The sequence below is a fragment of the Streptomyces sp. NPDC033966 genome (assembly GCF_055575955.1).
In genome coordinates this window covers 192,008-212,222 of sequence record NZ_JBVIRQ010000009.1, presented here as the reverse complement: position 1 = coordinate 212,222, position 20,215 = coordinate 192,008, and the positions used below count along the sequence as shown (strand labels likewise).

At 71.1% G+C, this 20,215-nt stretch carries 17 protein-coding genes, 1 tRNA gene and 2 pseudogenes; 5 read left to right on the top strand and 15 right to left on the bottom strand.

The features are described from left to right. Positions 1 to 349: 349 nt before the first annotated feature. The 5 genes and pseudogenes from ACZ518_RS25480 to ACZ518_RS25460 all read right to left on the bottom strand — a co-directional run bounded on the left by ACZ518_RS25480 (position 350) and on the right by ACZ518_RS25460 (position 6,447). Positions 350 to 703 carry a DoxX family protein gene (locus ACZ518_RS25480; protein WP_053788613.1) on the bottom strand — a complete coding sequence of 118 codons (354 nt, stop codon included), beginning with the start codon at positions 701 to 703 and terminating at the stop codon, positions 350 to 352. Beyond that, positions 700 to 2,672, bottom strand: a pseudogene (locus ACZ518_RS25475) (acetoacetate--CoA ligase). The gene ACZ518_RS25480 and the pseudogene ACZ518_RS25475 overlap by 4 nt, the downstream one beginning before the upstream one ends. After that, on the bottom strand, positions 2,669 to 4,300 hold the full coding sequence (gene mhpA, locus ACZ518_RS25470; RefSeq protein ID WP_469115298.1) for a bifunctional 3-(3-hydroxy-phenyl)propionate/3-hydroxycinnamic acid hydroxylase MhpA: 1,632 nt from the start codon (positions 4,298 to 4,300) through the stop codon (positions 2,669 to 2,671). The pseudogene ACZ518_RS25475 and the gene mhpA overlap by 4 nt, the downstream one beginning before the upstream one ends. A 19-nt stretch (positions 4,301 to 4,319) precedes the next feature. Further along, a complete protein-coding gene (locus ACZ518_RS25465) occupies positions 4,320 to 5,264 on the bottom strand; it encodes a fumarylacetoacetate hydrolase family protein (RefSeq protein ID WP_469115297.1) in 945 nt (314 codons plus the stop codon). A gap of 28 nt (positions 5,265 to 5,292) precedes the next feature. Beyond that, entirely contained in the window at positions 5,293 to 6,447 is a 1,155-nt protein-coding gene (locus tag ACZ518_RS25460; RefSeq protein ID WP_361752022.1) for a VOC family protein, read from the bottom strand. 135 nt (positions 6,448 to 6,582) lie between these two features. Between ACZ518_RS25460 and ACZ518_RS25455 the strand changes: the two genes are divergently transcribed. Next, positions 6,583 to 7,218, top strand: coding sequence for a TetR/AcrR family transcriptional regulator (locus ACZ518_RS25455; RefSeq protein WP_133896355.1), 636 nt, complete (start codon positions 6,583 to 6,585; stop codon positions 7,216 to 7,218). 181 nt (positions 7,219 to 7,399) lie between these two features. Here the strand turns inward: ACZ518_RS25455 and ACZ518_RS25450 are convergent. Then, positions 7,400 to 7,807, bottom strand: a pseudogene (locus tag ACZ518_RS25450) (LmeA family phospholipid-binding protein); the annotation flags it as partial. Positions 7,808 to 8,278: 471 nt separating this feature from the next. Between ACZ518_RS25450 and ACZ518_RS25445 the strand changes: the two are divergent. Beyond that, positions 8,279 to 9,898 (top strand): MFS transporter, encoded by a 1,620-nt coding sequence (locus ACZ518_RS25445; RefSeq protein ID WP_469115296.1) that lies wholly within the window; start codon positions 8,279 to 8,281, stop codon positions 9,896 to 9,898. A gap of 404 nt (positions 9,899 to 10,302) precedes the next feature. On the opposite strand, the gene ACZ518_RS25440 is transcribed toward ACZ518_RS25445, so the two are convergent. The 4 genes from ACZ518_RS25440 to ACZ518_RS25425 form a co-directional block, all read right to left on the bottom strand. Further along, positions 10,303 to 10,950, bottom strand: a complete 648-nt coding sequence (locus ACZ518_RS25440; RefSeq protein ID WP_053788617.1) for a TetR family transcriptional regulator — start codon at positions 10,948 to 10,950, stop codon at positions 10,303 to 10,305. 104 nt (positions 10,951 to 11,054) lie between these two features. After that, positions 11,055 to 12,152, bottom strand: a complete 1,098-nt coding sequence (locus ACZ518_RS25435) for a catalase family protein (protein WP_469115295.1) — start codon at positions 12,150 to 12,152, stop codon at positions 11,055 to 11,057. Between the two features lie 28 nt (positions 12,153 to 12,180). Continuing rightward, entirely contained in the window at positions 12,181 to 13,521 is a 1,341-nt protein-coding gene (locus tag ACZ518_RS25430; RefSeq protein WP_469115294.1) for a Dyp-type peroxidase, read from the bottom strand. A gap of 13 nt (positions 13,522 to 13,534) precedes the next feature. Then, on the bottom strand, positions 13,535 to 14,143 hold the full coding sequence (locus ACZ518_RS25425; RefSeq protein WP_469115293.1) for a hypothetical protein: 609 nt from the start codon (positions 14,141 to 14,143) through the stop codon (positions 13,535 to 13,537). 940 nt (positions 14,144 to 15,083) lie between these two features. Between ACZ518_RS25425 and ACZ518_RS25420 the strand changes: the two genes are divergently transcribed. Further along, positions 15,084 to 16,319 carry a site-specific integrase gene (locus ACZ518_RS25420; RefSeq protein WP_469115292.1) on the top strand — a complete coding sequence of 412 codons (1,236 nt, stop codon included), beginning with the start codon at positions 15,084 to 15,086 and terminating at the stop codon, positions 16,317 to 16,319. A 28-nt stretch (positions 16,320 to 16,347) separates the two neighbouring features. Here ACZ518_RS25420 and ACZ518_RS25415 read toward each other — a convergent pair. Then, positions 16,348 to 16,424: transfer RNA gene (locus ACZ518_RS25415), tRNA-Pro, on the bottom strand. Positions 16,425 to 16,582: 158 nt separating this feature from the next. On the opposite strand from ACZ518_RS25415, the gene ACZ518_RS25410 reads away from it, so the two are divergent. Together ACZ518_RS25410 and ACZ518_RS25405 are read left to right on the top strand one after the other, a co-directional pair. Continuing rightward, positions 16,583 to 17,284 carry a transketolase gene (locus tag ACZ518_RS25410; protein WP_469115291.1) on the top strand — a complete coding sequence of 234 codons (702 nt, stop codon included), beginning with the start codon at positions 16,583 to 16,585 and terminating at the stop codon, positions 17,282 to 17,284. A gap of 11 nt (positions 17,285 to 17,295) precedes the next feature. After that, entirely contained in the window at positions 17,296 to 18,201 is a 906-nt protein-coding gene (locus ACZ518_RS25405) for a transketolase family protein (protein ID WP_469115290.1), read from the top strand. Here the strand turns inward: ACZ518_RS25405 and ACZ518_RS25400 are convergent, their stop codons facing one another. The 4 genes from ACZ518_RS25400 to ACZ518_RS25385 all read right to left on the bottom strand — a co-directional run bounded on the left by ACZ518_RS25400 (position 18,202) and on the right by ACZ518_RS25385 (position 20,204). Further along, positions 18,202 to 18,747, bottom strand: a complete 546-nt coding sequence (locus tag ACZ518_RS25400; RefSeq protein ID WP_469115289.1) for a GAF domain-containing protein — start codon at positions 18,745 to 18,747, stop codon at positions 18,202 to 18,204. It lies immediately after the preceding gene. Further along, complete coding sequence (locus ACZ518_RS25395; protein ID WP_469115288.1) at positions 18,744 to 19,364, bottom strand: GTP-binding protein; 621 nt, start codon at positions 19,362 to 19,364, stop codon at positions 18,744 to 18,746. Before ACZ518_RS25395 ends, ACZ518_RS25400 begins: the two co-directional genes overlap by 4 nt. Then, positions 19,342 to 19,680, bottom strand: a complete 339-nt coding sequence (locus ACZ518_RS25390; protein WP_469115287.1) for a DUF742 domain-containing protein — start codon at positions 19,678 to 19,680, stop codon at positions 19,342 to 19,344. Before ACZ518_RS25390 ends, ACZ518_RS25395 begins: the two co-directional genes overlap by 23 nt. Before the next feature lie 92 nt (positions 19,681 to 19,772). Then, positions 19,773 to 20,204 carry a roadblock/LC7 domain-containing protein gene (locus tag ACZ518_RS25385; RefSeq protein WP_125818214.1) on the bottom strand — a complete coding sequence of 144 codons (432 nt, stop codon included), beginning with the start codon at positions 20,202 to 20,204 and terminating at the stop codon, positions 19,773 to 19,775. Positions 20,205 to 20,215: the final 11 nt, after the last annotated feature.

The following is a 20,215-nucleotide window of genomic DNA, read 5'->3' as shown; positions in this document are numbered from 1 at the left end:
ATTGGGACATGTGCCGCTATTTGAGGGCGACTAACGTGCGTGAACGCACCTGCCGTGCACCGGCATGCGGTGTTGCTGGTCCCCATGCGGTCCCCAACCAGGCGCACCTCCACTGCCGGAAGACTCCCCGACGAGACGGGAGCAACCTTCCTCAATTGTGACACTCGCCACCTGCTGGGTCACGATCTCGAAGCGCGGAGGGGCAGCCTGCCGAGCGGCGCCGGCGGATACCGGTGCCGCCGTGGCCGCAGGAGCTGCCGGGGAAAGGACCGTCTCCGCGCTCCGAGCGCTGCGGACAGGAGAACCGTGAATGCGAGAAGGCGTCAACGGGCCGCCCCGCTGCGGGCCGTCAGCCGGTACCGATCGCCACTCCGGCGTACGCCACCGCCGTCAGGGCAAGGACGACGGCGGGCAGGGCACGCACGGGCGGGTCGCCGTGGCGCAGGTGGGCCACGGCGGCCCCGGTCATCAGCAGCGCCAGCCCGATCGCGGCGGCCATCCCGAGTGGGGTGGAAGCCAGTCCGAGTACCAGTCCGAGGGCTCCGGCCACTTCCAGGGTGCCGACGAGGCGGTAGAGGCCCGGCGGCATGCCGAGGTGTGCTGCCGCCCGGCGCATGAACGGCACCGCGGCGATCTTCGCCGCTCCCAGTGGCAGGAAGACCAGGGTCAGGAGGGCAGCGAGGGTGATCTGCGCGGCTGTCATGTCGACCGGCCCCGGCGCTCGGCGCCCATCTGGGCGAAGTAGTCGATGAGGTCGGGGGCGTCCACGGCTGCCGGATTGACGACCTGCTCGACCGGGGCGCCCTGGAGGAGGCGTTTGACGGGGACTTCGAGTTTCTTGCCGGTGCGGGTGTGCGGGATGCCGGGGACTTCGAGGATCTCGTCGGGGACGTGGCGGGGTGAGGCGCCGGTCCGGATCGCCTCCTTGATCTTCTCGCGGAGCGGGTCGTCCAGGGTCGCGTCGACGGCGAGGACCACGAACAGGGGCATCCAGTAGCCGCCGTCGGGTTCTTCCGCGCCGATGACGAGGGCCTCGGTGATCTCGGGGAGGCGTTCGACGACGTCGTGGATGTCGGCGCTGCCCAGGCGTACGCCGTTGCGGTTGAGCGTGCTGTCGGAGCGGCCGTGGACGACCACCGAGCCGTGAGAGGTGAGGGTGATCCAGTCGCCGTGGCGCCACACGCCGGGGTGGGAGGAGAAGTAGGCGTCGCGGTAGCGGGCGCCGTCGGGGTCGTTCCAGAAGTACAGCGGCATGGACGGCATCGGGCGGGTGACGACCAGCTCCCCGACCTGGTCCACGATCGGGACGCCCTCGGCGTCGTACGCGGCCAGGGCCACGCCCAGGTGGGGTGCTGAGAGCTCTCCCGCCCAGACCGGTGTGTTGGGGGCGCTGCCGGCGAATCCGGAGACGACGTCCGTGCCGCCGCTGATGGACGCGAGCAGGACGTGGTCGCCGACGTGGTGGCGGACCCAGGGGTAGGCGGAGGCCGGCAGGGCGGAGCCGGTGCAGCCGACTACGCGGATCGACGACAGGTCGTGCGCCGAGGGGTCGATGCCGTACTTGGCCATGCCCAGCAGGTACTGGGGGCTGGTGCCGAAGACGGTCACCCGGTGGCGCGCGGCCAGCTCCCACAGGACGTCGAGCTTGGCACAGGGCGCCGGACTGCCGTCGTAGGTGCACGTGGTGGCGCCGGTGAGCAGCGTGGAGGCGACCAGGTTCCACATCATCCAGTGGGTGGTGGTGTACCACAGGAGGCGGTCGCCGGGACCGAGGTCGGAGTGCAGTCCGAGGGTTTTGAGGTGTTCGAGCAGGACGCCGCCGTGGCCGTGGACGATGCCCTTGGGCAGGCCGGTGGTGCCCGAGGAGAACACGACCCACAGTGGGTGGTCGAACGGCACCGACGTGCAGGTGAGTTCCTCGGTGCGGGTGGTGGCGTCCTCCCACGGCACCACCAGTGACGGGTATGCGTGTGACGGCCACGGCAGGCCCACGTGGTCCACCAGCAGCGCGGCCTTCAGCGTCGGCAGCGCGCCGGCGAGTTCGAGGGCGGCCTCGCGGCGGTCGTGGGTCGTGCCGTTGAAGAGGTAGCCGTCGGCGGCGATCAGGACGGTGGGTTCGAGCTGGGCGAAGCGGTCGGCGGCGGCCTTGGGGCGTAGTCCTGCCCGCAGACCGACCACACCGCGCCCAGGCTCGCGGCGGCGAGAAACGCGACGATTGCGTGCGGGGTGTTGGGCAGGTAGCCCACGACCCGGTCCCCCTTGCCGACGCCCAGGTCGCGCAGGGTGGCGGCGACGGAAGCGACCTGGGCGCGCAGCCGGCCGCCGGTCACCTCGTGACTGGAGCCGGTCTCGTCGAGGGCGATGATCGCCACAGTGTCGTCGGTGAGGTTGCGCAGGGCGTGATGGGTGTAGTTGAGGGTGGCGCCCGGGAACCAGCGGGCGCCCGGCATCCGCTCCTCGGCCAGCACCTGGTCGTACGGGGAGTCCGCGTCGATGTCGAAGTAGTCCCACACCGCGCCCCAGAAGCCTTCCAGGTCGGTGACCGACCAGTGGTGCAGGGCGGCGTAGTCGGTGCCGTCGAGACCCGAGTGGCGGGCGAAGTCCGTAATGCGGCTGTCGGCGACGGCCTGCGGATCGGGCGTCGTGAAGGGTTCCGGGTACGGCCTGGTCATCGTGTGGCGCTCCTCAGCAGGCTTTTCTCGACGGTCCGTGGGGAAGGGTGGGGGCTGCGCGTGGTGTGCAGGAGAGAGGCCCAGGCGGCGGTGTCCGTGAAGCCGTGGCCCCCGGCTGGGACGATGTCCATGACGACGCGGTCGGGGCGGAGCAGGACGGCGTCCGCCCGGCCGGCGCGCAGCCAGGCGGTGAGGGTGCCGTCGTCACGGAGGTCGGTGACGGAGATCGCCGGGACGCCGAGCCCGTGGGCGAGGGCGCGCAGCGAGGGCCAGGGCTCGGCGGCGGTCAGGACGCTGAAGGTGTCGCCGAGCAGTTCGTCGAGACGGGAGCGCCGGCCGTCGAGTCCCACCACCCATGGTTGCGGGCAGTGGGTGCCCACGAGGCTCCTGCGCATACGGCGCCGGACGAGGGGCCCGGCGGCTAGGGGTGGGCTGAGGTCGCGGCCCGCCGCCGCCGAGAGGCCGGGTATGCGGCAGGCCGCGGCCAGGATCCTGCGGCGCAGTGCGGCGGCGCCGTCCTGGCCGCCGGTCATGGCCCAGCCCATGGCGACCGCGAGCCGGATCGCGCGCCGCGCGTGTGGCATGCGCTCGCTCTCGTAGGTGTCCAGCAGCCGTTCGTCGCCGCCCTGGCCCAGGACGCGGGCCAGTTTCCAGGTGAGGTTGTGGGCATCACGCAGGCCCGAGCACAGCCCCTGCCCGATGAACGGCGGGGTGAGGTGGGCGGCGTCGCCGAGGAGGAAGACCCGTCCGCTGCGCCACCGGTCGGCCACCCGCGCCCGGAAGGTGTACTGCGTCTCCCGTACGACTTCGAAGTCCCCGTCGTACGAGGGCGACAGCCACGGGGCGATCAGTTCGCGGACCGGTTGCTGCCCGTCTTGCAGCCGGAACTCCCAGCGGTAGCGGTCCTCACCGACGCGCATGAACGTCGCCGGCCGGTGCGGGTCGCAGACCTGGTCGACGCCTTCCCAGCAGCGGACGTCGGCCTTCGTGCGGACGTCGATGACGGTCCAGCGTTCCTCGAAGCGCAGGTCCTCCCATGCGGCGCCGATCGCGTCGCGGGTGAGGCTGCCCGCGCCGTCGCAGCCGAGGACCGCCTCGGCCCACAGATGGTGCTCACCGTCGTCGTCGCGGTAGGTCACCCGAACGGGGCCGGTGGTGTCCGGGCCGACGCCGGCGACCTCGATACCGCCCCGCAGTTCGCACTCCGGGCTGCGGGCGAGGGCGTCGCGCAGCAGTCGTTCCAGCTCGGGCTGGTCGAACATGCTGGTCTGCGGGTAGCCGTGATGGCCGTGCTCGGAGCGCCGAAACTCGGCCATGACCCGGTGCCGGGCATCCAGCAGCCGAAGTCCTTTCGCGGGGCGGGCGATCGCGTCGAACTCCTCGCCCACGCCCGCGGCCTGGAGGATGCGGCGCACCTCGTCGTCGGTGGCGACGGCACGCGGGAGCGGGTAGAGGTCCTGGTGGCGTTCCAGGATGACGGTGCGGATACCGCGCCGGGCGAGGAGGAGGGCGGCGGTCACGCCCACCGGCCCGGCGCCGATGATCACGACGGGTGCGGGGTCTGTCTGCGCGGGCCCGGGTGCGGGAGCGGGTGTGGTGTCCCGGGGTCCGGCCTGGTCGGCGGTCATGTGCGGCTCACCTCGGGTCTTACTTCGCGTCCGTGACGGGCGTGCGCTGCTCGCCGAGGTCGATCCGCCCGTCCGCGGTCGAGATCGTCGCCGTGATCACGTCACCCGTGTGCAGGTAGTGCGGGTTACGGGCCTGGCTCTTGAAGAACGCCTTCCACTTCACGGCGGGCGGCAGCAGCGCGCCGATCTTCTCGACGGCCTTGGGCGGGGCCTTGAGGGCCGTGCCGCCGGGGGTCCCGGTGAGCAGCAGGTCGCCGGGGTCGAGGGTCTGGAAGCGGGCCAGCAAGGTCAGCGCCTGTGCCGGGCGGACGATCATGTCGGCGAGGGTGCGGTCCTGACGCAGCTCGCCGTTGACCGACAGCCGCAGCCGCAGCCGCAGATCGAGGAGGTGGGCGAAGTCCTCGGGCTCCAGCAGCGCCAGGTAGGGGCCGGTCGGTGTGAAGGTCGGGTAGGACTTGCTCTCGTAGAACTGCGTCTTGGTGAGCTGCACGTCACGGGCGCTGACGTCGTTCGTGATCACCAGTCCGGCGACGTACGAGGGCAGGTCCCGCTCCTCGACGACAGTGCCGACGGGCAGGGGTGCGCCCATGACGAGCCCGAGTTCGATCTCGTAGTCGAGGAACTTCACGTGCGACGGCCGGACGATCGCCTCGCCCGGGCCACTCACCGACCCGGACGCCTTGCGGAAGAAGGCGGGCGGGATGTCGCCGGTGAAGCCCGAGTCGCGGGCGTGGCTGCGGTAGTTGACCATCTGGGCGACCACCCGGCAGGGGGTGGTGACCGGCGAGAGGGCGACCAGGTCGGCGAAGGGCGTGCCCGCCTCCCCGGAGAGGGCGGCCTCGTGCACGGCCGCCCGGTCGGCGATCAGCTCGGCGGTGGTGGCGGCCTTGGTGTCGACGGGGACGGCCCGGTCGCCGCGGAGGACCCACCATCCGTCGGCGGTGCGCAGGACGTTGGTGCTCATATCAGTACCTTCGTGAGGGGGTTGGGGTTCAGGACTTGGCGGCTTTGAGCAGGCCCAGCAGGCGTGCCGGGTCCATCTCGTTGTCGCCTCGCAGGGCTTCGATGACGTCACGGACCCGCTGAGGGGAGGGGCTCGCGCCGAGGAAGTCGCGAGTGGCAGGAGGTCCCCACTGGGCGAGGCCGGTGGTCGACATGGGTGCCCAGCCGGGCTCCAGGTCGCAGGAGAACAGGTCGCCGTCGGCGAAGTGCTCCAGCATGAAGCGGTCGGGGTCGCGCCAGTAGTCGAAGAGCTGGCTGCCCTGGATGTGCCGGCCGATCCCCCAGCTGCGCTGGTAGCCGCGCTCAGCCAGGTACTCGCCGCCGGTGGCGATCGAGTCGAGGTCGGTCACCTGGTAGGCAGAGTGGACGTAGCCGTTGCCCGGGCCCAGGTGCATGGCCAGCGTGTGGTGGTCAACGGCCCGGCTGCCCTGGTCACAGCGGATGAACGCCATCGTCGGGCCACGGCCGCGCTGGCCGTCCAGGAACAGGAAGTCGGACACGATCATCCCGAGGGTGTCCAGGTACCAGTCGAGGGCGCGCCCGAACACCCGCGTCTCCAGGACCACATGGCCCAGACGCTGGATGCGGGAGGGTTCACGCGGCGGGCGCTGGGTGACGTTCGTGCGACGGTGATTGGTGCCGAAGTTGAGCAGCAGCGGCTGCTGCTCGGGCAGCGCCGGCAGTTCCTCCGCGCGGTGCACGACCCGGACCGGGAAGCCGGAGGGGTCGAGCAGGTCGACCGCCTTGCCGCCGCCGGGAACGTCCGCGTCCCGTACGGACGTGCCCGTGGCTCGGGCCAGCCGGTCCAGGTCGGCCCGCTCGGCGGCGCGGAACGCCGGGCCGATGAATCGGGAGGTCCGGCCGCGCCGGATCACCATGCACGGCGAGCCGGCGAAGGTGCCCCGCAGCCACAGCTCGCTCTCGCTCCGGGCGGCGATACCGAAGCCGAAGTCCCGGGCGAAGACCTCGGCCCGGTCCAGGTCGCGCTTCTCGAACTCCAGCCATGCCAGGTCGGCCACCTTGATCAGGGGGTTGCGGGAGCGCCCGGGATGTTCGCCGCGCAGGGCGCCCTGCGCGCTGTGGAGGTCCTGATGGGCCGTTTTGACGTCCGGGACGCCGACTGCGTTGATGCGGGTTTCGGACATGGTGTCCTCCAAGCAACATTGCCGTAATGAGGAAATCATCAAGTGTGACAGTTCTGTCGTCAAGGCGTTCGCGGCAGGAAATGATGAATTCATCAGGACTGCGATCGTCATCGTCTCCGCGGTTAGACTTTGCGTATGCCTACGTCAGCCCCGCCCAGCAACCGATTCGAGCGGCGTCGCGCCGAGACCCGCGGAGCTCTCGTCCGCGCGGCCCGCCAGATACTCGCCGAGACCGGGGACACCAGCGTCAGCATCCAGGTGATCGCCGAGCGCGCCGACGTCGGCTTCGGCTCGTTCTACAACCACTTCGACTCGAAGACGGAGCTGTTCGAGGCCGCGGTGCAGGACGCGCTGGAGGAGTTCGGCCAGACCTTCGACGAGCGCTTGGCCGGGATCGACGACCCCGCGGAGCTCGTCTCGACGGGCTTCCGGCTCAGCGCCCGCATGGCCGAGTCGCACCCGGAGCTGATGCAGGTGCTGCGCCGCCGGGGCCTGGGCCACATCCACTCGGACAACGGCCTGGCCCGGCGGGCGCTGCGGGACGTCGAGGTGGGCATGGCCTCCGGCCGCTTCACCGCCGTCGACCCGGTGGTCGCCTTGTCTGCCCTGGGCGGGACCCTGCTGTCCCTGGTGGAGCTGCGATTCGCCCGGCCCGATGTGGACGGCGACGATGCCGCGGTGAACCTCGCCGAGATGGTCCTGCGCATGCTGGGCGTCCCGCCGGACGACGCCCACGAGGTAGCCCGGCGCCCCCTCCCCGACCTCGCCTGACCGATCCCCGGCGTCCGCTCCCTCTACGCGGTGGACGACGAGCTCGGACGGAAGGTGACCGAGTGGCCGGTGACGCGGGCGTCGATCCCGTTCTCCGTGGTGGTGACCGAGCGTAGGTGCAGCCCTTGGGGACGTTCTCCAGCGGGACGGGCTCTTCCAGGGCCTTGTCGAGCAGCGCCTTCAGGGGCGGGATCAGCTCACCCTGGACCGTACGGACGTCCGTGAAGGCTATGCGGTCGCCCTTCGCCGCCGAGACTGCCGCACTCACGGTCACGTCGCCGGCGAGCGGCAGACCGGCCGTCGCGTTGATCCGGCCCGGCTCGTCACCTCGCGACAGGCTCACGCCGAGCGCGGCCGACACGTCCTCGTACGACAGGAACGCGGTCGCCTCGACCCTGCGGGCATGGGACTCGTCGGCGCTCCCCGAGGTCCTCAGACCGTCGAGGCCGACCGACAGCTTCGTCACCGGCAGGGGCCGGGTCGAGCCGTCGGCAGGTATGTCGTGGGCAGTGAGGTCGACGTGACTCAGGCTGCCCTCAGCCAGCTGTGTCAGCACGGGGAAGCCCCTAGCTGGGCGCCAAGGGCGCATGCGCCGGCCCGAGCCCTCGGACGCAGGTGACGGCGCGGTCGCCGTCCAGCCCATCGCGATCAGAGCGGCGGTCGCGGCGCGTCTGCGGCCGTTGCCCCGCGCGGTGATCGACGCCGCCGCGTCACGCGGGAGGGCGAAGCGCGCCAGCGCGGTGACGGCGTCCCACGCGGGAGCCCCCGGCGCCGCGAATGCCTACCGGAGCGCCTGTGCAGGGCCCTCCGCCAGGCCCTCCGCGAGCGCGGGTCCGGTTGCGCCCTGAAGCGTCGGTGACGTGCGCGCGGGTCATGTCGGAGCCGCCGGTCGATGGGGCATGGACCCGATAGTTGCACAGCGATGGGCAATAAACTAACCTGCACACGAGTGGGCAATTAACTGCCCCCGGTGCCCCGCCGGTCCACGGCCGCGCCCGCCCTTCACACCCCATCTGCGAACCCCGAAGCCTCCGCTTCGCCTCCTGCCAAGGAGTTTTCGATGCCGCTCATTGCGAACACACCCGCCGAGAAGATGACCGGACCCTATCCACGGCGCTGGTGGGCCCTGCTGGTGCTCTGCCTGAGCCTGCTGATCGTGGTCATGGCGAACACGTCGCTCGTCGTCGCCGCGCCGGACCTCTCGAAGGATCTAGGGCTGTCCAGCAGTGACCTCCAGTGGGTCATCGACGGCTACACCGTCCCGTACGCCGCGCTGATGCTCGTCCTGGGCGCGATCGGCGACAAATACAGCCGCCGCGGCGCACTCGTCCTGGGCCTGCTGATCTTCGCGGGCGGCTCGGTGATGGGCGGCCTGGTCCACGAGACCGACCTGGTCATCATCGCCCGCGCGACCATGGGCGTCGGTGCCGCCGTCGTCATGCCGGCCACCCTTTCGCTGCTGGTCGCGATCTTCCCCAGGGCGGAGCGCGCCAAGGCCATCACGGCCTGGAGCGCCACGTCCGGTCTCGCCATCGCCGCCGGCCCGGTGGCCGCCGGCTGGCTGCTGGAGGAGCACGCCTGGGGCTCCACCTTTCTCATGAACGTCCCGCTGGCGGTCCTCGGCGTCATCGGAGCACTGCTCCTGGTGCCGCCGTCCAAGGCGGAGGTCATGGGCCGGATCGACTACGTCGGCGGTCTGCTCTCGATCGTCTTCATCGGCAGCCTGGTCTACGCGACCATCGAGGGCCCGCACTTCGGTTGGGGCGCCGGCCCGATCAGTGCGGCCGTCGTCGCCGCTGTCGGCCTGGCGGCCTTCGTGGCCTGGGAGTTGAAGCATCCGAACCCGATGCTGGACGTGCGCAAGTTCAAGGAGCGCCCCTTCAGCGGCTCGATGCTCGCGGTGCTGTTCTTCTTCTTCGGCACCTTCGGTTCGATCTACTACTCCACCCAGTTCCTGCAGTTCGTTCTCGAGTACAACGCCCTGGCGACCGGCATACGCCTTCTGCCGCTGGCCGGAGCCGTCTTCGTCGGCGCCGCGGTCACCGGCAAGCTGGCCCCGAAGCTGGGCGTGAAGCTGGTCGTGGGCGCCGGCATGGTGATCGGCACGGCGGGCGTCTTCCTGCTCACGCAGATCGAGTCGGGTTCAACGTACTCGGACTTCCTGACGCCCCTGCTGATGCTCGGCTTCGCGATCGGCCTGAGCCTGTCCCCGGCCACCGACACCATCATGGGCTCCTTCCCCGAGTCCGAGCTGGGCGTCGGCGGCGGCTCCAACGACACGGCGCTGGAACTCGGCTGCGCCTTGGGTATCGCCGTGCTCGGCTCGCTCCTCGCCACGTCCTACAAGGACAAGCTGACCGACATGGTCGGCGGTCGCCTCCCGGCCGAGGCGATGGACACCGCCAAGGACTCAATGGGCGGCGGCCTCGCGGTCGCCGAGCACATCGCCAAGACCCCGGGCGGTGGCCCCCAGCAGGCTCAGACCCTGATCGAGGCGGTGCACGAGTCCTTCGCCCACGCCATCGCGCACACCAGCCTCATCGGCGCGATCATCATGGGCGCCGGCACCCTGATCGTCATTGCCGTGCTGCCCGGCCGCAAGGCCACCGGGAAGCACCGCCAGGAGGAATCGGCGGCGGCGGAAGCAGCGGCCGAGAGCGAAACCGTGGGCGCCGTCTGAGCCCCACAGGTTCGGCGCGACCCGTGACCGCCGACCGGAGGCCGGAAGCCCGATCCGGCCTCCTCCACCCAGAACGGGCCGTGCCTGAGCGGCGCACGGCCCTGGACGGTGCCGGGAGGGGACACCCGGCACCGTCCCTTTTTGTTGATGCCGGGCCGGTCGTCGACGACGATGTCGTCGTAGTGTCGTCAACCGTCTTGTCCCCGGCCGGTGTCCCGTCGTCCGACGACTCGTCGCTCGCGTCCTCGGTGGCGACGCCCCCCCGGTGCCGCCGCCGCGACCTCGCTTCCCAGCGCCGCGGGGCTCGACGTCACCACAACGTCGGAGGCGGGGCACACGTGCCAAGACCCCGATGCCCTCGCACCGGGGTCTGTTCCACCTCTGCACCAACAGCTGGCTGCGACTCAGCTATCGGCGACGGCTTCCGCCGCGATCGCGGCGGCCACGTCATCGACCACGAGGCGTGCCTGCTTCTCCGGCACACCGGCCGCGATGAGCGTGGCGACGGCCGTACGCGTCCCGTCGTCCTCCAGCGCGCCGGTGTTGACCTCTTCCAGCAGGGCGACCGTCATCCCCTCCAGGCCGGCACCCATGACCGCGGGCGGCAGGTGGGAGTGGAAGACGCCGTCCCGCTGCCCCCGTTCCAGAATGGCGGTGACCTTGACGCGGGCGGGCTCGAGGATCTCGGTGACCCGTTCCATGCCCAGGTCCCGCTGGGCCAGCGCCAGGAGCATCCGGTACCGGTCGCCCACCGGCCACATCGACAACGAGAAGCGCGCGAGCGCCCGCTCGGCCGGGTCCGCCGCCTTCACCCCGGCCGCCGCGGCGGCCTGGAGAGCCTCGGCGGCCTCCTCGGCCAGCGCCTCCAGGAGCGCCGCCCGTCCGGGGAAGTGCCCGAAAAGAGTGCGCCTGACGACACCGGAGGCGCGCGCCAGCTCCTCCAGAGTGGTGTCGGGGTTCCGCCCGAGCTCCTGGCGCGCGGTGGCCAGGATGCGCGCCCGGTTGGACCGTGCATTGCGTCGCTGCGGCACACGGCCAACGGGCTGGGACACGGAAGAACCTCGATGATGAAAACCGGACGGAGAACGGGCACATCCATTCTGACACGTGAGTCCCGGCCCGATCCGGGGCCTCATCCGCGGATCGGCCTGCCTGATCAGGCGGGAAGCTCCTTGATGCTTGCCGGCTCCTGGGGGTCGACCCCGTTGAGCCGGTGGCGGAAGTCGCTGGAGCTGGGATAGGCGGCGCGGCGGGAGCGCATGATGGAGCCCAGCGGCCGGTGGGCCTCCAGGGCATGCCAGGGGCTGAAGGAGAGGACGTCGTCCGCGTAGCGGCGGCGGGCGTCGCTGTAGGCGTCCTGTGCGGGCAGGTGGAGCACGGCCACGACTTCGTGGGGTGACAGCTCCTCGGGCCACAGGACTGACGCGTCCTCCACGGGCATGCGGTCGATGTCCGTGCACAGCTGGGCGCGGATGTCGTACTCGGCGCTGTTGTGCGCGAAGAAGTCGACGACGAGGTCGCGCAGCGCCGACTCGCCCGCCTTCTTCTCGACAGGTCGGCCGGTCAGGGCCCGCACGTTGGCGGAGCGCGGCGCGGCCGAGATCTTGGCGACGTGGTCGCCGTAGCGCAGAGCGGCCATGGAGTGGAACGTCTCGCCGAGGATGTGGTGGTTGGCGGCGGCCAGGGTCTCCACGGCCGGTGGCAGCGGGCGTCCCACGCGGGTGAGGGCCTTGGCGGCGGCGCGGGCGGCCAGCCCGGTGAGCTGGAGCTGCTGGTCGCTCTGGCGGGGCTGCTTTTCCAGCAGGTCCTGGAGTTTGGCGTACTCGGCGATGTTCCCGAAGGGAAGGGTGGGGTGGTTGACGAGGAGGAAGTCCTGGGTGGTGTGGCCGTCGTCGAGGGCGCGGGGGCCGGGCGCGCCGATGACCTTGATGGCGATGCCGCGCTGGACGGGTACCTGGTCGGAGCGCAGGTCGCCGGGGGCGGAGGAGAAGCGGACGATCACCGGGTAGGCGACCGGTTCGGCGAAGAGGCCCTGGGCCAGGTGGTCGGGGAGATTGGAGTGGATGCGCAGTTCGCCGGCGAGGACGCCGTGACTCTTGGCGTGGGCGTCGCGCAGGCCGTGCCGGTGCTTGTCGGCGACTTGCTGGTTGGCCTTGCCCATGGCCTCGACGACTTGCCGGATCAGTTCCTCCTCGTCGGGGAAGGGCTGTTCGAGGTCGGGGTGGTACTTGACGTACGTGCGGGGTGTGGTCATGGGCGGCCTCCGCGCGAGGGTACTGGGGTCAGTTGCTGCCGAGCCAGCGGATGGCGGACAGGCTGGGCATGAAGAAGTACTCGCCGCCGAGCAGGGTGTTGAAGGACTGGATGTTCTGCACCCTGCGGGGCGGAGTGCCGGGCACCGTGAAGTAGGCGCCCTTGTCCTGCAAGGAGATCATCGGGTCCTTCTCTTTGCCCAGGCCCATGAAGTTTCCGGAACCGACCCACTCGCTCTGCAGGAACTCGACGTTGTCGATCGCGCGTGCGCCGAGGGCGATGAAGTCCAGGCCGCGCGGCTTGCCGTCGTCCTTGAGCCGGTCCGGGGGCAGCGGGGCGCCGTAGGAGGTGCCGCGGCGGACGATCCGGCGGATGTTGACGTCAGTGAGGACCGTCAGCTTGGTGTCGCGCGGGTTCATCCGGCGGATGTGGGAACCCAGCGGTGTGCGCAGTCCGCGCGGGTCGGCGGCGTAGTCGAAGTCGTTGACCCGGTTCGGGTCCTCGCCGATCGCAGGATCGTCGCGCTCGGGGGCCAGGGCCAGGGGTGCGCCACTGCGCCAGCGGCCGACGAGCTTGGCGGCCAGCAGTTCGCGTTCGGCTTCTGTACGGGCGTTGTCGTGCAGCCACTTGTTGAAGGCGGCGACGTGGGAGTGGTACTTGCGGAAGACCACGTAGGTGCCGTTGCGGCCGAGGACGTCCGGAGCCGGAACGGGCAGCGGGACGCCTGTCTCGCTCGGGTACCCGAGCACGAACTCGCCCGCCTTGATCGGGCGCCCGTCGCCGGGCAGCGGTTCGGCGCCGCTGCCCTCGACCACCGGCTGACTGAAGCCGTCCCGGTAGCCGAACACATTGAACCCGTCGGCCGCGAAGTCCTGGTGGGACAGCAGCCGCACACCCGGAACCTCACCCAACTCCTTCTCGTAGGCGGCGACTTCGGCACGCCAGTCGTCCTCGCTCGCGGCGTACACCGTGACGGCGACGTGCACGCGCGACGTACCGAAGGGGAACTCCCAGTTCTTGGGCGCGTTCACGCCGGTGTCGCGCAGCCGCTCGGCGCGGGCGGCCATTCCGGCACGGAAGTTGGCGGGGAAGGAGGCCAGTGATGTCTCCGGCACGCCCAGCGCCACCAGTCCCTGATAGCTGAGGGCGAGGGCCAGCCAGGACGGCTGCGGTTCGTCCCAGCGGGCCGCCGAGGTCACCCGAGGAGCCAGTCTGCGCAGCAGTTCCCTGCCCGCCGCGGGCTCGGTGATCTCCAGGATCGCGTGGGTACCGAAGTAGGGCTCAGGCCGGGCCCGCAGCAGAGTCGCCTGGATGTCGTGGAGATCCAGGGTCGGGGGCCGGCGCAGCCGCCGGAACAGCGGGGAGGGCATGGTGCGCCTGCCCTCAGTTGAGGTCCGACAGGAAGCGCTGCACCGCGGCCTCCTGCCGCTTGAGCCGGTGGGCTTCCGCGACGGTGAGGTTGGGATGGGCGACGAACCACGCTTCCGCCGGGATCTGGTACTTGACGATGAAGTCCTTCACGTCGGGCGAGGTGATGCCGGGCCACCCCTCCACGTTGGTGAACAGGTAGTCCATGAAGTCGGGGATCTTGGTGGCGAAGTCGTCGATGTAAGGGTCCCACTCGCCGTCGAAGGCGGTCGCGAACAGCAGCTTGGTGTCGTTGTCGAGGAACACGAAGCGCATGTTGTGCAGCGTGCCGACCTGACCGGCGCCCGCAAGATTCCCACCGACCAGCTTGAAGAACTTCCGCAGGCGTTCGGCGCCGTTCGGCTTCAGCGGCAGGATCGTGGTCAGCTCGGACACCTCACCGCTCTTGGCTCCGATTCGGCCGGCGGCGGTGACGGCATGCTCGGCCATCTCCTCCTTGTCGGCCAGCAACTCGGCAACGCGGAGCTTGAGCGCGATCTTCGCGTCCGCCAGCGTCGACTCGACGCGCTCACGGACGGCCTCGGGCAGCTTCTGGAACTTCGCTTGCAGATCGGTCTCGCTCATGGCACCTCTCCTTGTGGTCCGGCGTCGACCGCCGGCCGACGCTGTACGGCGACTCGGCAGAGCCGCATCAATAGGATCGTGAGGGTTTTCACATAAGTCGCGAATCAGCCACTTCGCCACATGAGGCGTGGCGATGCGAGGCAAGTTTGAGCATCTCCGCACAACTGATTACATCATCAGTTTGTGCGCGTGCTTTGTCAACGCGCCACTCGCCTGAACTACACGGGGCACCTTCTCAAGGTTCAGCGGCCGCCAGAACCTCGGCGTTGCCGCCGACGTGCTGGCATCAAGGACGCCCAGCACGTGACGTCGATGCCGGCCACCGGGCGGCTCCCCCGCCCCCTTGTCCATGGCACGCGCAGACGCCGCCTCCGGACAACAACAGGCGCAGCGCGTCCAGGCACCTTGGCGGTGGGACGACCACAGCCCCCGTCCGGCTGGCGAGCGCACGGGACATGCAGGACATGGACGGCTCCCGGAACTTCCCATCCCGCGCCGGCTTCTCCGCCTGGGATCAACCAGGACCAAGATCCGGACCATTCCCGTACCAGTCCTCGCCAGAGAGCCCTCACCTGCCGCGATTTCCGCAGGTCAGCATGGGTGCGGCTGCTGCACCACCAGCAGACGAAGAATCTGCTCCACGCTCCCGGATAGGCCCCTTGGCGCGCCAACAAGGGAAACGCCCCGGTCACGCACCTTCGGGCGGCATGGTGGTCGCTTGTGGTCGCACGCTGGAAGAACCCCACCCCCGTTCCCGCCTCCCGGAGGCGATCCCCATGCGTACCAGCGCCGGCCGCGGCCGGATCTACCGCCGCTGCGGCTGCAGGGACACCCAGCAGCACCAGCTCGGCGCCCACTGTCCTCACCTGGTACCGACAGCGAGCACGGCAGCTGGAGCTTCGCCGTCGATGTCCCCACCCCAGGCCATCGCCGCAGCACGGTGCGACGGGGCGGATTCCCCAGCCAGGACAGCGCCGAACAGGCCCTGAGCCGCTTCCTCGAGGGCGAGGCCGGCGGATACAACGCGGACCCGAACCAGACCGTCGCCGCCTACCTGAACGCGTGGTTGGGAGCGAAGGCCCTGGTTCTGAAGCCGACCACCATGGCCCGATACCGCGACTACGTCCGCAACGACCTCATCCCGGCCTTCGGCACTCTCAAGCTGGACCAGCTCGCCCACCGCCACATCGCCGGCTTCACAACCGGCCAGCTCGCGGCCGGCCGCGGCGAGACCACCCTCTACCGGTGCCTGGCCACCCTCTCCAGCGCCCTCGGCGACGCCGTCCGGCAACACCGCCTCCCACACAACCCGGCCCGTCCCCCACTACTGCGCCGCCCTCCGTCGCCGGAGCGACGGATCTGGAGGGCGGAGGAGGCCGCCCGCTTCCTCGGCTACTGCCACCGCGCCGACCCGGAGATGGCCGACCTGTTCGAGTTCCTCATCGGCACCGGCGTACGCAAGGGCGAAGCCCTCGGCCTCCACTGGCACGACGTCCACCTCGACCAGGGCGTCTTCTACGTGCGCTGCACCCTCTCCGCCATCGACAACAACCACCTCGTCCTCACCACACCGAAGACCCGCTCGAGCCGCGGCTGGGTCGCCATCTCACCCCGCGTCGCCAGAGCCCTCCGACACCGCGCACAAACAATGCCTAGAACGTGCGGCGATCCTGACGATCCGTTCGCCGGACTGGTGTTCTGCCGACCCGACGGCCGACCGCTCGGACCTCATCAGGTGCTGGACCGACTTCGCCGTCTCTCCGCCGAAGCGGGCGTCCCCAGGATCACGGTGCACGACCTGCGTCACCTGGCCGCCACGATCACCATCACCGCCGGCGTGCCGCTCACCGTCGTCTCCAAGACGCTGCGGCACTCCACCCTGTCGACGACCGCCAACCTCTACAGCCACCTCACCCAGCAGGCAGCCCGCGAAGCCGTCGACACCATCGACCACACCCTCACCGGAGCCGAGAAGTCCAGCCATCAAACGGACCACATGGCGTGGCTGCGACCACCACGCGACCACATCCACCGGCTTAGCGAAGCCCTCCGCCGACTCCGCTCCCCCGCAGTACCCGGCTTCAGCGCCGCGGCCGACCGGCCACAGAATGGACGTGCGACCACACTGCGACCACCATGGCTCCGGACGCACGAAAGGCCGTCCTCTCATGGATGAGAGAACGGCCTCCGACCTGCGTAAACGCTGGTCGGGACGACAGGATTTGAACCTGCGACCCCTTGACCCCCAGTCAAGTGCGCTACCAAGCTGCGCCACGTCCCGATGCCTGCTGACCTGGGGTTTCCCCTGGCCTGACCGGCACGAGAACAATACCGCACTTCGGGGGGTGGTCGCGCGCACCATTCCGGGGCGGGTGCGGACGCGTGTGCGGAGCGGGCGGGGGTTGACCTCAAGTCCGCTTGAGGTTGCACGGTTGCCGCATGACACAGGTATCCGCGGACACCGGGCTCCGCTACGACGATCTGGGCCGGCTGATCGCGCTCATGACAGGGGCCGAGAAGCACGGGCCCGCCGCCACTTCCACCCTCGACGTGCTGTGGGTGCTCTACGACCGGGTGCTGCGCGTCAGGCCCGGGAACGCGGGGGACGCCGGGCGGGACCGGTTCCTGCTGTCCAAGGGGCACGGGCCGATGGCCTACTACGCCGTGCTCGCCGCCAAGGGGTTCTTCCCCGTCGACTGGCTGCCCGGGTTCGGGGCGTACGACTCCCCGCTCGGCCACCACCCCGACCGCACCCTGATCCCCGGCGTGGAGATCTCCAGCGGCTCCCTCGGGCACGGGCTGCCGCTCGCCGTCGGCAGTGCGCTCGGGCTGCGGGCCCAGGGGCTGGACGAGGCCGCCGTGTGGGTGCTGATCGGGGACGCGGAGCTCGACGAGGGCAGCAACCACGAGGCCATCGCCCACGCGGGCTCGGCCGGGCTGGAGGCGCTGCACACCGTGGTGATCGACAACGACTCCGCCACCCACGGCTGGCCCGGCGGGATCGCCTCCCGCTTCGAGGCGGCCGGCTGGAGCACCGCCACCGTGGACGGGCGGGACCACGCGGCGCTGCACGCCGCCTTCACCACACCGCATCCGGGCCGGCCGCACGCCGTCGTCGCCCGCGTCGAGAAGAAGTTCTGAGGGACAAGGACATGGACGTCATGGACACCATGCGGGAGAGGTTCATCTCGGTCACGTCGCGGCTGCTCGACGAGGACCCCCGGCTGGCACTCGTGCTCGCCGAGATCTCCATGGACGGGTTCCGGCCCGCCCGGGAACGGCACCCGGACCGGGTGATCAACGTCGGGATCCGGGAGCAGCTGCTCGTCGGGGTGGGCGGCGGGCTGGCCCTCACCGGGCTGCGGCCCGTGCTGCACACCTTCGCCAGCTTCCTCGTCGAGCGGCCGTTCGAGCAGGTCAAGCTGGACTTCGGACACCAGGGCACCGGCGGGGTGCTGGTCAGCGCCAACGCCAGCTACGACTGGCCGGCCGGCGGGTTCACCCACATGGCACCCGGGGACGTGGCGCTGCTCGACACCCTCGACGGCTGGACCGTCCACGTGCCCGGCCACCCCGACGAGGCCGAGGCGCTGCTGCGGCACGCCTACGCCGCCGGGGACGACCGGGTCTACGTCCGGCTCTCCCAGCAGCAGAACGCCGCCCCCCGCCCCTTGGGCGACCTGCGCTTCCAGACCGTACGGGAGGGGCGCGCGGGTGTGGTGCTGGCCGTCGGGCCGCTGCTCGACAACGTCCTCGCGGCGACCGAGGGCCTCGACGTCACCGTCCTGTACGCGGCCACCGTGCGCCCCTTCGACGACGCCGCCCTGCGCGCCGCCGCCGGGCGGGCCGCGGCGGACGTGGTGCTGGTGGAGCCGTACCTCGCCGGCACCTCGGCGGCGGCCGCCGGGCAGGCCCTCGCGGAGGTCCCGCACCGGGTGCTGCCGCTGGGCGTCGGGCGCGCCGAGCTGCGCCGCTACGGCACGATGGACGAGCACACCGCCGCCCACGGCCTGGACGCGGGCTCCCTGCGGCAGCGGATCACCGGCTTCCTGCGCTGATCACCCCCGGCGGTCCGGCCGGCTGTGCAGCAGCTCCGCCAGCTCGGTGGCGAGGGCCTTGACCGTCGCGAGGCCCTGGGTCCCCCACCGCCTCGGCACCACGTCCACCGCGCACACGGTGCCGAGGACGAAGCCGCGCCGGTCGGTGAGGGGTGCGCCCAGGTAGGAGCGCACCCCGCTCTCGTCGACGACCGCGTTGCCCGCGAAGCGCGCGAAGTCGCGTACGTCCTCCAGCACCAGGGCCCGCCGCCGCACCACCACGTGCGGGCAGTAGCCGTGGTCCCGGGGCAGTACCCGGGCCGGGTAGCCGCTCGCGGCGGCGTCGGGGCCGTGGTGCAGGCCGGCGAAGAACTGCCGTTCCTCGCCGACGAAGTTGACGCCCGCGTAGGGGGCCTCCAGCGTCCGGGCCACCCGGCGCGCGAACTCGTCGAGTTCCGCGTCCGCCCGTTCGCCGAGGTCCATCTCGCGCAGCCGTACGGCCCGCGCGGGCGCCTCCCGGTCCACCGGGGTGAGCAGCAGGTGGCCGGTCGATTCGTAGTAGGTCATGGCGGTTCCCCCGGATCCGAGTGTGGTGGGCGGCCCTGGCGGGCCGTGGACAGCAGGTGGTGGACGAGGGCGGCAAGGGTCCCCGTACCGGAGCGGGTGAGGCGTGCGTCGCACCGGACGACGGGTACGTCCGGGCCCAGGCCGACGGCGTCGCGGACCTCCTGGGAGGTGTAGCGGTGGCTGCCGTCGAACTCGTTGACGGCGACGACGAAGCCGATCCCGCGCCGCTCGAAGAAGTCCACGGCGGGGAAGCAGTCGTCGAGGCGGCGGGTGTCGGCGAGGACGACCGCCCCGAGCGCTCCCGCGCACAGTTCCTCCCACAGGAACCAGAACCGCTCCTGCCCGGGCGTGCCGAAGAGGTACAGGACGTGCCGGTCGTCCAGGGTGAGGCGCCCGAAGTCCAGGGCGACCGTCGTCGCCGTCTTCGCCGCCACCCCGTCCAGCCGGTCGCAGCTCTCGCCGAGCCCGCTCAGCAGCTCCTCCGTGCACAGGGGTTCGATCTCGCTGACCGCGCCCACGAAGGTGGTCTTCCCCGCCCCGAAGCCGCCCGCGACCAGGATCTTCAAGGTCGCGGGCAGGGCCGGGGCGGCCGCCTCACAGCCGTCGGCGCAGGCCATCGAGCACCGCCCGTAGCAGGGACAGGTCGTCGGCGGCGAAGGAGCCGCCGCCGCTCGGGAAGCGGGGCGACTGCGCCATGACGGCCCCGTGTTCCATCAGGTCGGACAGCAGCACCTTCACCACCACGGCCGGGAGGCGCAGCTGCCCGGCCACCTCGGCGACCGTCACCGCCGCGCCCGCGCAGGCGCGCAGGGCGAGGGTGTGCTCGGCCCCGAGCGGGATGCCGGGGCGGACGCCGGTCGCGGTCATCCGGGACAGCAGGTCGAGCGCGACGGCGGGACGGGTCCGGCCGCCGCAGGCGGTGTACGGGCGCATGACCCGGCCGGCGGAATCGTCCAGCCAGGGCGTGTCCCGGGCCGTGGGAAAGCCGGCCGGCGGGAATCCGTGGCCCCCCCTCGCCCAGGCCCTCATCGCTCCGCGTCGGCGACGGGCCGGCGCGGCGGGGCCGCCAGGTACGGCCGTACGCTCTTGACCAGCATCGCCATCTCGTAGCCGAGCACTCCGGCGTCGGCCTCCCGGTCCGCGAGCACCGCCAGGCAGGTGCCGGAGCCGGCCGCCGAGACGAAGACGAGCGCGGTGTCGAGCTCCACGACGACCTGCCGGACCTCGGCCCCGTCCCCGAAGCGGGCTCCGGCGCTGCGGCCGAGGGAGTACAGGCCGGAGGCGAGGGCGGCCATGTGGTCGGCGCTGTCGGAGTCCAGGCCGTGTACGCAGGTGACGAGTCCGTCGGCGGTGAGCAGTACCGCGCTGCGGGTGTACGGCACCCGTTGGACCAGACCGCCGAGCAGCCAGTCGAGATCGGAGAGGCTGCCTGTCTTCGTCGCCAGTTCGCCGGCCATGGGGGTGTGCT